Here is a 14,542-nt window from a genome sequence, read left to right as displayed (position 1 = left end):
GTTTGGCATATATCGTATTTCAAAATTCAAAAAAAGAAATCAGGAATCAGGAAGAAGTTGCTTCTTTTCTGGAAAAACAGGAGGTTATTTATGAGCAATGGTCAATAGATAAATTGCCTGAAAGCCTCCGGGAGAGATATTTGCTTTCCGATGATGAAAAACAAGAAATCCTGGATACGTTTGCTGCAGAAATTAAGGATATTTCAGAAAGAAGAGGATACAGGGCACAGGATGTCATTTCCCTTTCAGACAATACGCCGAATTTGGAACAGCTTCTTCAAAATTTCCAGCGGGAACACCATCATACAGACGATGAGGTGAGATTTATTGTCAGCGGCCACGGGGTTTTTATTATACAAGGAAAAGATGGGGAATTCTTTGAGGTATTCCTGAATCCCGGCGATTTAATATCCGTTCCTGAAAACATTCGTCATTATTTTACTCTGCAGGATGACAGAAAGGTAGTAGCCATCCGAATCTTTGTATCTGCAGAAGGATGGGTGCCAATTTATGAAGAAAAGGAAGTTCATCAATAATCTGTTGACCCATTGCTCCGGCATTGGGTTTTTTTATTTTTCCGCTATAATAAATGGATTTTTTTTACATCAAGTTTTTTATCAAATACTGTTGGTTTAAGTAGTTTTAATTAGCAGAAGGTGTCGAAAACCAATAGGGCTGATATGAGATTATTGTCGATTAAAATTAATTGGGAAAAAGATTGTCTAATATTGCGAATCTATTTACATTTATAGAAATTCTTGTAATAATGCTTCAAGTAGACACATTTATATCGGATAAAAGGGATAGGATTAGGAGGAAGAAAGTTGCGCTATAAAAGAATACAGCTGCTGACTGAAATCCAGCAAAAAAGGGAAAAAATGATAGAAACGGCCAGGAGAAACGGAATGGCTAGCCAGGAAACGGTTCGCTGCAGCCAGGAACTCGATCAATTGATTTTTGAATATCAATGCTTTATTAAACGGGAGAAGGAACAAAAGAAAAGTATGAGAGTTTCATTCAGGGAAATGATTCTATCATGGAAGAAAGCAGTTGTATAATTAAAATAACTGAGTATATTTATTGAGCATATATAAAAAGGAAGTCAAAAAGGATCCGTGAAGGGTTCTTTTTTTTTCAGTCTGCTGCAATTCTAGTAATAAACATATTAATTCATTAAAGAAGTACTATGCCTCTTTAGAGAATCATATATCGTAATACAAAGCTTTTTTTATTTCTTAAAGTGCTCAATACTCATACAAGCTTTAAGTTAAGAGGAGGGAAAGTAAAAAATGCACATAGTTGTGTGTGTCAAGCAAGTGCCTGATACAAAAATCATTAAAATCAATCCCAAAACCAATACCCTTGACCGGCGCAGTGCTCCTGCCATTTTGAACCCTTATGATGCTCATGCAGTGCAGGAGGCTGTGAAAATTATAAAGGCCCTGGGAAAAGGCACCATATCAGTCTTATCCATGGGACCTCCACAGGCCGTGGCAGTTATTAAGAAAAGTATCGAAATTGGGGCGGACCGCGGATTTTTAATTTCTGACCGTGCGTTTGCCGGTGCCGACACACTGGCAACAAGCTATGCTCTGTCTAAAGCTTTAGAACGTATTTCAAAAGATATGCCTGTGGATTTAATTCTATGCGGAAAGCATGCCATTGATGGAGATACCGGCCAGGTTGGACCAGGTATAGCAAGGCGGCTCGATATTCCGCCTGTCACCAATGTGATCGAAGTAGCTGAAGTTAATGAAAGTGAAAAGACGATTCTGATCAAAAGGAAAATCACGAACGGATATGAATTAATTCAAGCTCAAATCCCTTGCCTGCTGACCGTTGAAAAAGAGATTAATAGCATAGAATATTCCCCTATGCCTAATATGATAAAAGCTGCCAGATATGAGCCGGTTATCTGGTCTGTTAATGACCTTGAAGGTGTGGATCGGACACAGCTGGGGTTGAAGGGATCTCCTACGATAGTGGGTAAAATGTTTACCCCTCCAAAGCCGGAAGGCGGAAAAAGACTGGAAGGGAATGCAGACGAACAGATTCAGCAGCTGATGGAGCTTCTTAATGATAAAAGTGAGCTTTTGCAGCCAAACAGTAATAAATAGGGGGGATTTACATGATGGATGAGTACCGGGGAGTATGGGTATTCATAGAACAAAATGATGGGAAAATTGAGGGGGTTTCCCTTGAATTGCTCGGGGCCGGCAGAAAGCTGGCAGATAAACTTGAGGTGCCTCTTTCCGGTGTGCTGCTTGGGTATGAAATTAAGTCTTTAAGCCGGGAGGTCATCGCCTATGGTGCTGATCAGGTTTATGTAATTGACCACGAAGTAATGAAGGATTACCGGACAGAATCTTATATGAAGGCAGTTATCCATCTTGCCGAAAAATATAAACCTGAAATTTTTCTCTATGGGGCTACCTCCAATGGTAAAGACTTAGCCAGCGCGGTTGCTACAGATCTCAGTACTGGATTGACAGCGGATACAACCATGCTGGATGTCGAAGTGGAAAAAAGGCTGCTTGAAGCAAGCCGCCCGGCTTTTGGCGGAAATATAATGGCAACCATCCTATGCAAAAAACACCGGCCGCAGATGGCTACTGTCCGCCCTAAAGTTATGAAGGCAATGGAGCCGAATCCTGATAGGCATGGTGAGGTTATAGAGGAACCGATTACCCTTAGAGAAGATGACATGCGCACAAAGGTGATTAAAATTGTGAAAGATGTCACAAAAAAAGTGAACTTAGCTGAAGCCCATGTTGTCGTTGCAGGCGGAAAAGGAATGGGTGATCTTCAAAACTTCCAGCTGATCCATGAGCTGGCTGACACTATTGGAGCGACCGTAGGGGGTACAAGGGATGTAGTGGAGGCAGGATGGCTTCCGCATGAACAGCAGGTGGGACAGACAGGAGAAACCATTACACCAAAGATCTATTTTGCTATTGGGATTTCAGGGGCAATTCAGCATGTTGTAGGCATGAAAAATTCAGAGTTTATCATTGCGATTAACAAGGATCCGCAAGCCCCTATATTCGATGTAGCAACCTACGGTATCGTAGGTGATGCACTTGAAATTGTTCCGAAGCTGATTAAAGAGTTCAAGGAAGCAAGAGAAAGAGGGGGTGAGATGAGCTATGTCTGAAAAGTTTGATGTCATTGTGGTCGGTGCAGGGCCTGCAGGAACTTCCTGTGCTTACACCTGTGCTAAAAACGGCCTAAAAGTCCTGCAAATTGAAAGAGGAGAATATCCGGGCAGCAAAAACGTAATGGGCGGTGTGTTATACCGCAAACAAATGGAGGAAATCATTCCTGAGTTTTGGAATGAGGCACCACTCGAACGGCCAGTCATAGAACAGCGATTCTGGATGATGGATAAAGAATCGGCAGTAAGTTTTGGCTATAAAGGTCTTGAGTGGGGGAAGGAGCCATATAATAATTTCACAGTGCTCCGCGCACCTTTTGACCAATGGTTTGCAAAGAAAGGGGTTGAGCAGGGCGTTCTATTAATAAATGAGACGGTCGTGCTTGAGTGTCTGACTGAGAATGGAAAAGTGGTTGGGGTAAGAACAGACCGTCCGGATGGGGATATATATGCAGATGTAGTGGTTTTGGCAGATGGTGTGAATTCACTGCTGGCAAAGCAGCTTGGCTACCATAAAGAATTCCGTCCTGATGAAGTGGCGCTGACAGTAATGGAAGTCATTAATCTTTCTAAAGACAAAATTAATGACCGCTTCAACCTGGAAGACAACCAGGGATGTACGATTGAAATTTTCGGGGACTCCACGAAAGGCAATCTCGGTACAGCTTTCATTTACACCAATAAAGATAGTATCAATATTGGTGTAGGAACAACGCTCTCAAGCATGATCAAGGCAAAGCTTAAACCATATGACCTGCTGGATTATTTAAAAACACACCCTATGGTAAGACCTTTAATAGAAGGGGGAGAGTCCGCTGAATATCTGGCTCATTTAATTCCTGAAGGCGGGTACCATTCGGTGCCGAAAGTGGCCGGTAATGGTGTTCTCCTTGCAGGTGATGCGGCACAACTTGTTAATGCCATTCACCGGGAGGGCTCCAATATGGCCATGGCTTCCGGAACGATGGCTGCAGAGACCATCATTGCAGCCAAAGAACGGGGTGATTTTAGCGAAACCAGCTTGAATCAGTACAGGGAAAAACTGTATCAAAGCTTTATAATTAAGGACCTGGAAAAATATAAAGATGCAGCTCACACGTTTGAACACTACCCGCAGTATTTTAAGGAATATGTTCCAATGCTGAACAGGGCAGCGAACAAATTCTTTACCGTTGATGGAACTCCGAAGAAAGAAAAGCAAAAAGAAATTATGAAGAGCTTCACCAGTGAACGCGGGACAATTCGTGTGCTTCAAGACATGTACAGGGCATGGAAGGCGGTGAAATAATGTCAACGAAAACGATCGAAGAAAAGCAATATTTAGTTCGTTTTAAGGCAGATACAAAATCGCATCTTACCGTATTGGATCATGATATCTGTATGACAAAATGCCCCGATAAAATATGCACCATTTTCTGCCCGGCTGAGGTCTATAAGTGGGAAGGGTTAAGAATGCAGGTCGGCTACGAAGGATGTCACGAGTGCGGCAGCTGCAGGATAGGATGCCCGTATCAGAATATTAAATGGGAATATCCGAAAGGCGGCCATGGAATAGTATTCAGGCTTGCATAAATCAGCCCTCAGGAACATACAAAAACCGGCCATCGAATTGGCCGGTTTTGAAAAGGGGGGTATGAAAAAGGCTTTATCTTTCGGTACATGCACATTATAAATTTAAAATATTAAGAAACTGTTAACAAGGTATATATAAACTATGAATTCTAAAAGGGTTTTCTAATCTGACGCGTTAATGCATTTGAGTAATAGTGCTTTAGTAACTTAATTTTTCAGGAATAATTTGTTAAACTAAATGTGGTCGAACTATTATAGTTGACCCCCTATAATCTGGAGAGCTTAGTTTTTCTAGGCTCTTTTTTTTATTGCATTCAGAATGCTTTATTATTGGATTTTGTTTAGAAGTAGAATTTACCTATATGTATGTTATTTCACATGCGAGGGTAAAAAAAGATGGAGCGAAGGAGAATGTTTTTTTGAGGCTAGCTGATTTTTTCTTGTCTATTTAAAAAATTGAACTGTGAATCTTTGACATTGGCTTCAATTTCTCTGGCATGTTCAAATGCTTTGTGGATGCATTCATGAAGGGATGAAGAATATAGTACTTCATTCCATGAAAAGCACCCTTCCGAATCTGATGGATAAATGGTTACTTTCCAGCAATAAAACTCTTTTTCCTGTTCTTTAAGCTGTCCTTCCAGAGCGATAAGCCAATGGGTGTGCCCCGTGGAAAGGTATGAGTCTTCTGAATTGGCCGGAATGAGGCACTTTTGATAAAAATCATAGAAAGTTGGCAGATGCATTTTAATCCCTCCTAACAATTTACAGGGTTTAGCTGCGCCGATATAAAGATAACTTACCTTTATTATATGGCAAAAAACGAGAAGATTGCAAAATTATTTAAATTTTTAGAAAATTTTTTAGAAATGCAAAAAGTGATGGGCATCACAACAATCCTGACTGCCATTTTTTATACTGAACCTATAATAGATAGGAGGGGTTTAGGGATGGAAGGCTGTATGAGTTCCATGATGGGAAATGGACCAATCAAGCTTAGCAAAGGGCTGAAACAGCTGAAAGAGGAGCATCCTCCTCTTTTGGCAATGCTTGAAGAGCTGCTTCAGATCACAATTATAATGGAGGAATCTCCAGACAGAGCTCTTTTTCAAAAGTTAACTGAACATGTACGATATTTCTGCAGTAAGCTGGATCCACACTCAGAAAGGGAGGAAGGCGTGCTTTTCCGAATGATGGAACAATACCTTGGAAAAGGAACAGGCCCTATTGCGGTTATGGAGTATGAGCATGACCAGGCTAAAAGCTGTATTAAAGCTTTTTTAGGAGCAGCGGAAGGAAAAGAGCAGTTGACTGAAGGAGAAATGGCCGAACATTCCGGGCTGATTAAAAAGGCATACTATACTCTGACACAGCACTTTTCTAAAGAAGAAAACGTCCTATTTCCTATGGCAGAAAATCTTCTTACTGAAGACGAGAAAGAAGAGTTATATATTAAAATTCAGCAAATTTAAGAGGAGGGGGCACCTCCTCTTTTTTTTAATATAAGAAAGAATCATATAAACTTAGAGACTGTCTAGCTTAAGCGCCTGCCCCCTCGAGGTCACAAGTCTGTCTTGTTTCGGCTCCTAGGGACGAAAGACTAGCCAATCCCTTCCAGAAGGAAAGAACACCTTCTTGCAGGGCTCATCTTGTGCTTGAGGCCAACAGGACAAGGAAGGCTTCGTCAGCATAAACATCGCACGACCAAAAGGACAGCTTTTGGTCGTGCGATGTGGCGTTCTTAGTCTGCGTTTCTTAGGTGGGCAAGGCGCTTACGCATTTCTTATTTATTCCACTCAGAAACCCTTTCATCAGCCGGAAGCAATAAAGTCAGCAATCCCAAAACGGGAAGAAACCCTGTAAATATTATCATATTGGCCAGTCCAAGAGTGTCGGCTAGATAGCCCAAAGCAACGGAGCCTATCGCCCCCATGCCAAATGCCAGCCCTACTGTAAGTCCAGCCATTGTGCCGATTTTCCCGGGAACGAGTTCCTGTGCGTATACAACAGTCACAGAAAAGCTTGACATAAGTATAAATCCACCCGCCACCAGCATGATAAATGCAATAGCGGAAGGCACAAAAGGAATCAGGAGGGAAAGGGGAACAGTAAGGATCATTGAAAGAAAAATAATCTGTTTCTTTCCAAACCGATCTGCGAGCGGTCCGCCAAAAAACGTACCCAGCGCACCTGATACTAAAAACGCAAATAAGAAGATCTGTGCCTGACTTATAGAGAAAGAATATTTCTCAATGGCATAAAAAGCATAGAAATTTGTCATCCCAGAGATATACCATGAACGGGCAAATATCAAAAAAAGAACCAGGAGGAGGGCTCCCCACACCTTTCTGGGAATTCTTTTGTTTTGGTGAGCACCTGAATCTTTCCGCGGTTTAGTGGCGGTCAGTTCCTGCTGAAGACGTCCTGTATACCAGAATGCAATATAAATCAGCAGTCCAACTGCAATTGCCGCAACTGCGGTAAACCAGGCAGCCCCTATTTGGCCCAGCGGAACAAGTATGAGGGCTGTAATGATGGGAGCAAGTGCCTGTCCGGTGTTGCCGCCAACTTGATAAATCGATTGAGCAAGACCCCTGCGCTGGCCTGCTGCCATATAGGCTACCCTTGAACCTTCAGGATGGAACACAGCCGAACCCAAACCAATGAATAGAACTGAAAGAATGATCCATTTATAATCTGGAGCAAAAGCCAGGCCTAATACACCAAATAAAGTTGAGGTGAGGCCGATTGGCAAGGCAAAAGGGAACGGTTTTTTATCAGTGGCCATCCCAATGACAGGCTGCATGATGGAAGAAACCATATTTAACGAAAAAGCAATCATTCCCAGCTGTGAGTAGGTAAGCCCCATAGACTTTTCCAAAATCGGAAACATAGCTGGGATAACGGATTGAATGGAATCATTCAATAGGTGGCAAAGGCCAATGATGAATAATATCCGATAGGCTGTTTTCTGCTGCGGATCAGAATTTGGCTTGATTGTAGCAGCGGTAGCACTCATAATGTAAGTCTCCTTCTTTCTGAACATTTCGTGAAACTAAATATAGTGTACCTTATTCACGAGTTTATCAAAATAGCTATTTTGAATCTGTTAAATATTATATAATTTACATTATTCAGAATAAAGACGAGAGCAGGGGAGCTAATGGAAAAAGCAGTTGATGCTTTAATGACGGACAATGTCCTCCATCATTTCTTAAGTATCTATTCTTTGAATACCGTGAATTATAAAAAGCTGGGTGACTTTGAAAACTATGTCTTTCTAGCTTCGAAAGATGGGAAAGAGCTAATTTTGAGAATTACCCATTCGACACATCGCAAGCTGGAGGAGCTTTTATCTGAAGTTGACTGGATGAGTTATTTAAGATCAGAAGGTGTGAAGGTTCCAAAGGTAATCCCTTCACAAAATGAGAATGAGGTTGAAGCCTTGGAAGCAGGTGATGGCTCTGTCTTTTATGCAAGCCTGTTTTCAAAAGCAGAGGGAAAACCAATCAGTGTTCGTACACCGGAATTCAATCAGGAGTTATTTCATGCATGGGGAAGAGCAGTGGGGAAAATGCATGCAGCCACAAAATCATATGTTCCTTCTCCTGGCATTGTAAAGCGCATGCAATGGGAGGAAGAAGAGCTCCTGACTGTTGAAAAATATATACCTAAAGAAGATCAATTAATCGTTAAGAATACGAAGGATTTATTGAATCTGCTTCATACATTGCCAAAGAATATAGACAACTATGGTCTTATTCATACGGATATACACTCCGGAAACTTTTTTTATGACGGAAAAGATGTACAAGTGTTTGATTTTGATGACTGCTGTTATCATTGGTTCGCGTCTGATATCGCCATTCCCCTGTATTATTCAATTTTATATAAGTTTAAAGAAGCTGACCCGGCAGAACTAAATATTTTTGGCAGGATATTCCTGGCCCCCTTTTTGGATGGTTATCAGCTGGAGAATGAAATTCCCGGTGACCTGGAAAAACAGCTGCCTTTATTCCTGAGGCTAAGGGATATCACACTGTATTCCGTTCTCCATAAAAAAATCGCACCTGTGGACAGGAATCCTCAGCTATTAGAAATGATGAAGTCGATAAAGGATCGAATTGAGAGAAACTCTCCAATATACTTAGGCTAAAAGGGAAGGTGCCTGGGATCACGCACCTTCCCTTTTTATGGGTTTTTGATCGGCAGAAAAATATCTACATGAGTACCCTTTGTTTCTTCGCTTGTAATAAATATTTCACCGCCAAAAGAATGCACAATGCGCCTGCAGACCACAAGCCCAAGCCCTGTACCCATTTCCTTTGAAGTATAAAATGGATGAAATATTTGTTCTATTTTGTCTTCTGGAATGCCGGAGCCTGTATCCGCGATTTTAAGCTGACACCTGGATTGCAGTTTATTTAGCTTTATTGTTAGCTTTCCGCCGCCCTGCATTGATTCAAAAGCGTTTTTCGTTAAATTCAGGATCACTTGTTTCATCTGATCTTTCGTGCAATCGACTATGACGGGTTCATCTGAAAAAACAGATTCAAAAGTGACATTGTGTAAATTAGCTTCAGAGAGTATTAAAGGTTCTAATTCCTTTATAACACTTCTCAAATCCATAGCTTCCATTTTTTGAGCAGTGGGTTTACCCAGAATTAAAAATTCACTGACAATCTCATTAATTCTGATTATCTCATCATTTATGACCGAAAAATAATACTGGTCATGAGTATTCGTATATTTTTCACTCAATAGCTGTATAAGCCCTTTTATTCCTGTTAAAGGGTTCCTGATTTCATGGGCTGTGCTGGCAGCCAGGGTACCTACCAGTTCAAGTTTTTGCAGTTCATTTTCCTTTTTTTCCTTTTCAGCTTGTTTTTTTAGCCTTAAATATTTTATGAAGAGAAATAAAATATGGATTATAATCGTTAAAACCAGGATTGCCCGAAAAGCATCCTTAATAATTTTCAGCATGTCTCTTGGCGGAAATTCCACTTTTACACTCCAGGGCAGCCTGTCAATCGGGATTGTAATGCTATTTTGACTGGAAAATGAGGAATCTCCATTCATATTGATGTCCATAATCGTTTTTCTTTTAGAATTAAGAACGGAAAGCCGGGCATCAGGAGTGAGAAGCCTCATAATATTTTGTACGTAATCCACTCTCATATGAGCCACAATAATAGAGATTACATCTCCATCGTCATTCAGTACCGGCTTTCCTATCCCAACGACTGTTTGTCCATTTGTCAGTGTTTCAGGAGTATTGGAAATAACAATATCTTTTGTTACCAATATCTCTTTAAGAAATTTCTTTTCAGATAAATCAGAGTTTGCTAAGAATTGATTTGATCCTGTAAGAACCATTCCGCTGGGATCAAGAAGGTAAATTCCTCCATAACGAGGATCCATTTGATTGGCTTTTTGGAGCAGAGGCTCAAGCTTTTCGGAAGGTGTGTCAGCACTTCCAGCAGTCAGCGAAAGCATCTCAAGTGTGGTCACGGTCTCGGAAATAAACTGGTCCCAGCTTCTTTGGTGTATCGAGCCTATCCATTTTGCTTCTTCAAGTCTTTCCATATCATTTTGTTTAACAGAATCCATAAACAAAAAGATGCTGCCGGCTAAAGTGGGAATAATTACTGCGAATAAATAAAGCAGGAAGTTTCTGTTTCGATTGTTCATGAGGTTAACTCCAGATTAATTAGGTTAATTTGTCCTTAGCTAACTGACATTAACAATATTATACCATTATGTGTTAAAAGAGGTTTAATTCTTTCAAAGGAATGTTATTTTATATGTAAGGAGGGGTTTTGATGAAATCGGAAGCGTTACTCACCATTTTAGCTACAAGTGATGTCCACGGACATGTTTATCCATATTTTTATGGAACGGATGAAAACGCTGAGCATGGTCTGGGCAAGCTTGCAGCGTTAATAAAGAGAGAAAAGGAACAATCTGAGATATCCATTCTTATTGATAATGGTGATTTGATCCAGGGAACTCCTCTTACTTATTATTATTCCAGAAACCTGAAAAATCAAAAAAATCCTATGATCCAGATTTTAAATAAACTTGAATATGATGCAGCTGTTATCGGAAATCACGAATTTAACTATGGAAAGAGTACACTTGCAAGAGCGGTCAGTGAATCAAATTTTCCTTGGCTTTCGGCTAATATCTTATTCAATTCAACAAAAGAAACTTATTTCGGGCTTCCTTATAAAATAAAAACCTTTGCAAATGGTTTGAAAACTGCGGTAATAGGTGTCACGACACAGTATATTCCAAATTGGGAGAAAAGGCAGCATATTGAGCAGCTTTCATTCGAATCTGCGGTGGTCAGTTTAAAAAGGTGGGTTTCCTATATCCAGGAGGAAGAAAAGCCGGACTTGATTATCGTCTCATACCATGGGGGCTTTGAAAAGGATATAAAAACAGGTGAACTGACGGAAGAACAAACAGGAGAAAACGAAGCATACAGAATCTGTACAGATGTCCCGGGTATTGATGTTCTGATTACCGGGCACCAGCACCGTTTTATTGAAGGGGAGCAAGTGAATGGTGTATCTATTGTCCAGCCGGGATTTAACGGCCAGGCACTTGCAAAGGTTACAGTAAAATTCAGAAAAAAACACAATGATTGGCTGATTGATGAAAAAAAATCTGCCTTAATTTACCCCAATGGAATCATGCCTGATCATGAGGTCCTTCAGCTTGCCGGGTATTATGAATCCAAAACCCAAAATTGGCTTGATACAGTTATAGGTGAAATTGAAGGAGACATGGTGATTGACGATATTTTCGAAGCGCGCCTTAAGGAGCATCCACTGATTGAATTCATTAATAAAGTGCAAATGGAAGCTTCTGGTGCTGATATTTCCTGTACGGCGCTGTTTCATGAGGGAGCACCAGGTTTCAAATCTAAAGTAACGATGAGAGAAATTGTTTCTAATTATATATATCCTAATTCGCTATGCGTCCTAAGAATTTTCGGAAAGGACATTAAGGATGCTTTAGAGCGGTCAGCATCTTATTTTGAATTGAACAGTGATGGGGGAATTATAGTGAATCCTGAATTTTCATATCCGAAGCCACAACATTATAATTACGACATGTGGGAAGGAATTGAATATAAAATAGATGTTTCACGCCCAAAGGGCAGCCGGATCACCGAGCTTCTTTATAAGGGACATCCTATCAGGGAGGATGGCGAGTACCATGCAGTAATGAACAATTACCGGGCAGCAGGAGGCGGAGGATATTATATGTTTAAGGACAAACCCGTAGAAAAAGAAATATTAACCGATATGACTGAATTGATTGCCGGCTATTTTTCTGAAAAGGGAAAGGTAATCCCGACACTGAACTGCAATTGGGAGGTTTCAGCCGGCAAATGATCCTGATTTGTTAAATTGACAGCTTTCTTACTGTTTTCTATAATGATTGAGAATTGATTGATGTAAACGCTACTCAATAAATGGTAAAGGGATTGGATAAAATGGGTTCTGAACAAATTGACCAATCGTTGAAATTATTTATCGTCCTGTCCAGGGCATACCGGGCTATAAATGAAAATGTAAATAAACGAATACAAACTTACGGAGTAAACCCAACTGAATTTGCAGTTTTGGAGCTTCTGTATCATAAAGGTGACCAGCCCCTGCAGCAGATAGGCGGGAAAATACTATTGGCCAGCGGAAGCATCACATATGTAGTGGACAAGCTTGAGCAGAAAGGCCTGTTAAAAAGGGTCGCATGCCCGACTGACAGAAGAGTTACCTTTGCACAAATTACAGATGAGGGAAAAGCATTTATTGAAAATATCTTTCCTGACCATGAAAAACATATACATTCACTTATGAACGAGCTGACTTCAGAAGAAAAAGCTGCAGCCATTGGTCTATTAAAGAAGCTTGGACTTTCAATCTCCCATGACAAAAATGGGGGGAATTAATCAAAACAGCCTTGATTGGCTGTTTTTTATTTTGTGAAAGATAAGATATGTTTAGGGAAGGAATTATCCAAATATTGTCGAAATAGTTTAGTGGTTTGTTTATAAATCGATATACATATACACGAGGGGGCAGTAATGTGAGATTTGAAGACTATACATATGTTCGTCCGAATCTTGAGAAAATAAAGGGGCAATTTGAAGCAGCGCTTGAAAAGTTCGAAGATGCAGCTTCTGCAGAACAGCAAAATCAGGCTATGAAAGAAATTAATGATATTCGCAATGATGTCGGTACCATGTTCAACCTATGCTATATCCGGCATTCAGTAGATACGAATGATGAATTTTACAAAGCAGAACAGGATTATATGGATGAGATTCAGCCTGAAGTAGAAGGGTTTGTTACAAAGTATTATCAGGCTTTGGTTGATTCCAGGTTCAGGGCAGAGCTTGAAGAGCGCTGGGGGAATCAGCTGTTTGCACTTGCGGAAGCCCAATTGAAGGTGTTCTCGCCAGAGATTGTTCCGCTTTTGCAAAAAGAAAATAAGCTTTCTTCTGAATATACGAAATTGATTGCTTCAGCCAAGATTGATTTTGAAGGTGAAGAACGCACACTTGCCCAATTGGAGCCATTCACACAATCTACAGATCGTGAAATGCGTAAAAAAGCAAGTGAGGCCCGCTTTGGTTTTCTGGCTGAAAATGAAGATGAACTTGACCGTATATATGATGAGCTTGTCAGTGTTAGAACAGAGATCGCCCATAAGCTTGGATACAAGAATTTCGTTGAACTGGCGTACTTCCGCATGTACCGGACCGATTATAACGCGGAAATGGTTGCAAATTTCCGTAAGCAGGTGAAGGATTTCATCGTTCCAATCGCCACAAGGCTTAAGGAAAGGCAAAGAGAGCGCATTGGCATTGATAAGCTCAAATTTTACGATGAAGGATTTGAATTTAAAACGGGTAATGCCATACCAAAAGGAGATCCTGACTGGATTATTGAAAATGGCCAAAAAATGTATGATGAGTTATCCGGTGAAACAAGTGAATTTTTCTCATACATGAGAGAAAATAATCTTATGGATCTGGTAGCCAAAAAGGGAAAAGCAGGGGGCGGCTATTGCACTTACATTGAAAACTATAAATCCCCATTCATTTTCTCTAATTTTAATGGGACTTCAGGAGATATTGATGTTCTTACCCATGAAGCAGGACATGCATTCCAGGTCTATTCAAGCAGACATTTTGAAATACCTGAATATAACTGGCCAACCTATGAAGCAGCTGAAATTCATTCCATGAGCATGGAATTTTTCACATGGCCCTGGATGGAAGGCTTCTTTAAAGAGGATACGGAAAAATACAAGTTTTCACACTTGAGCGGGGGACTTCTTTTCCTGCCTTATGGCGTATCAGTTGATGAATTCCAGCATTGGGTGTATGAAAATCCGGAAGCAGCACCGCAGGAAAGAAAACAGGCTTGGAGAGAGATTGAGAAGAAATACTTGCCTCATAAAGATTATGATGGCAACGAGTATTTAGAGAACGGAGGATTCTGGCAGCGCCAGGGTCATATTTACAATTCACCATTCTATTATATTGATTATACATTGGCCCAAATCTGTGCATTCCAATTTTGGAAAAGATCCAGGGAGAATCAGGAAGAGGCTTGGAAGGATTATTTAAAACTATGCCAGCTTGGCGGCAGCAAGCCGTTTACTGGACTTGTAAAAGAAGCTGGATTGATTTCTCCTTTTGAAGAGGGTTGTGTCGAGTCAGTTATCGGGGAAATTGAGAATTGGCTGAATTCAGTGACTGATAAAGGTTTATAAAATAAAAAAGAGAGCCGGTCA

Annotated in this window: 14 protein-coding genes; 11 read left to right on the top strand and 3 right to left on the bottom strand. The window is 40.6% G+C overall.

Annotated features, from left to right (window positions below):
• Positions 1-2 precede the first annotated feature (2 nt).
• The 6 genes from AC3WTL_RS08940 (at position 3) to AC3WTL_RS08915 (ending at position 4,726) form a co-directional block, all read left to right on the top strand.
• Positions 3-536, top strand: a complete 534-nt coding sequence (locus AC3WTL_RS08940; RefSeq protein ID WP_222497203.1) for a 1,2-dihydroxy-3-keto-5-methylthiopentene dioxygenase — start codon at positions 3-5, stop codon at positions 534-536.
• Positions 537-824: 288 nt separating this feature from the next.
• On the top strand, positions 825-1,058 hold the full coding sequence (locus AC3WTL_RS08935; RefSeq protein ID WP_197214734.1) for an aspartyl-phosphate phosphatase Spo0E family protein: 234 nt from the start codon (positions 825-827) through the stop codon (positions 1,056-1,058).
• A 231-nt stretch (positions 1,059-1,289) separates the two neighbouring features.
• Entirely contained in the window at positions 1,290-2,117 is an 828-nt protein-coding gene (locus AC3WTL_RS08930; RefSeq protein WP_197214735.1) for an electron transfer flavoprotein subunit beta/FixA family protein, read from the top strand.
• A gap of 11 nt (positions 2,118-2,128) precedes the next feature.
• The gene (locus AC3WTL_RS08925; RefSeq protein WP_197245585.1) at positions 2,129-3,154 is read left to right on the top strand and encodes an electron transfer flavoprotein subunit alpha/FixB family protein; all 1,026 of its coding nucleotides are present in this window, start codon (positions 2,129-2,131) and stop codon (positions 3,152-3,154) included.
• Positions 3,147-4,442 carry an FAD-dependent oxidoreductase gene (locus AC3WTL_RS08920; RefSeq protein ID WP_197245587.1) on the top strand — a complete coding sequence of 432 codons (1,296 nt, stop codon included), beginning with the start codon at positions 3,147-3,149 and terminating at the stop codon, positions 4,440-4,442. The genes AC3WTL_RS08925 and AC3WTL_RS08920 overlap by 8 nt, the downstream gene beginning before the upstream one ends.
• Entirely contained in the window at positions 4,442-4,726 is a 285-nt protein-coding gene (locus AC3WTL_RS08915; protein WP_019381639.1) for a ferredoxin family protein, read from the top strand. The genes AC3WTL_RS08920 and AC3WTL_RS08915 overlap by 1 nt, the downstream gene beginning before the upstream one ends.
• Before the next feature lie 425 nt (positions 4,727-5,151).
• Here the strand turns inward: AC3WTL_RS08915 and AC3WTL_RS08910 are convergent, their stop codons facing one another.
• A complete protein-coding gene (locus tag AC3WTL_RS08910) occupies positions 5,152-5,472 on the bottom strand; it encodes a hypothetical protein (RefSeq protein WP_197214738.1) in 321 nt (106 codons plus the stop codon).
• Positions 5,473-5,676: 204 nt separating this feature from the next.
• Here AC3WTL_RS08910 and AC3WTL_RS08905 point away from each other — a divergent pair, with 204 nt between their 5' ends.
• Positions 5,677-6,198 carry a hemerythrin domain-containing protein gene (locus AC3WTL_RS08905; RefSeq protein WP_492369297.1) on the top strand — a complete coding sequence of 174 codons (522 nt, stop codon included), beginning with the start codon at positions 5,677-5,679 and terminating at the stop codon, positions 6,196-6,198.
• Between the two features lie 311 nt (positions 6,199-6,509).
• Here AC3WTL_RS08905 and AC3WTL_RS08900 read toward each other — a convergent pair whose 3' ends face one another.
• Entirely contained in the window at positions 6,510-7,745 is a 1,236-nt protein-coding gene (locus AC3WTL_RS08900) for an MFS transporter (RefSeq protein WP_048008068.1), read from the bottom strand.
• Positions 7,746-7,889: 144 nt separating this feature from the next.
• Between AC3WTL_RS08900 and AC3WTL_RS08895 the strand changes: the two genes are divergently transcribed.
• The gene (locus tag AC3WTL_RS08895; RefSeq protein WP_492369296.1) at positions 7,890-8,882 is read left to right on the top strand and encodes a phosphotransferase enzyme family protein; all 993 of its coding nucleotides are present in this window, start codon (positions 7,890-7,892) and stop codon (positions 8,880-8,882) included.
• A 35-nt stretch (positions 8,883-8,917) separates the two neighbouring features.
• Here the strand turns inward: AC3WTL_RS08895 and AC3WTL_RS08890 are convergent, their stop codons facing one another.
• Complete coding sequence (locus AC3WTL_RS08890; RefSeq protein ID WP_492369295.1) at positions 8,918-10,417, bottom strand: ATP-binding protein; 1,500 nt, start codon at positions 10,415-10,417, stop codon at positions 8,918-8,920.
• 131 nt (positions 10,418-10,548) lie between these two features.
• Here AC3WTL_RS08890 and AC3WTL_RS08885 point away from each other — a divergent pair, with 131 nt between their 5' ends.
• The 3 genes from AC3WTL_RS08885 (at position 10,549) to AC3WTL_RS08875 (ending at position 14,521) form a co-directional block, all read left to right on the top strand.
• Positions 10,549-12,132 (top strand): bifunctional metallophosphatase/5'-nucleotidase, encoded by a 1,584-nt coding sequence (locus AC3WTL_RS08885; protein WP_197214743.1) that lies wholly within the window; start codon positions 10,549-10,551, stop codon positions 12,130-12,132.
• Positions 12,133-12,233: 101 nt separating this feature from the next.
• Complete coding sequence (locus AC3WTL_RS08880; protein WP_048008072.1) at positions 12,234-12,689, top strand: MarR family winged helix-turn-helix transcriptional regulator; 456 nt, start codon at positions 12,234-12,236, stop codon at positions 12,687-12,689.
• Positions 12,690-12,826: 137 nt separating this feature from the next.
• On the top strand, positions 12,827-14,521 hold the full coding sequence (locus tag AC3WTL_RS08875) for a M3 family oligoendopeptidase (protein WP_248346809.1): 1,695 nt from the start codon (positions 12,827-12,829) through the stop codon (positions 14,519-14,521).
• Positions 14,522-14,542 lie beyond the last annotated feature (21 nt).

The organism is Cytobacillus sp. EB106-05-05-XG126, from assembly GCF_058791715.1.
Note: the sequence above shows the minus strand (reverse complement) of the source record. Positions and strands in the feature narration are given on the sequence as shown.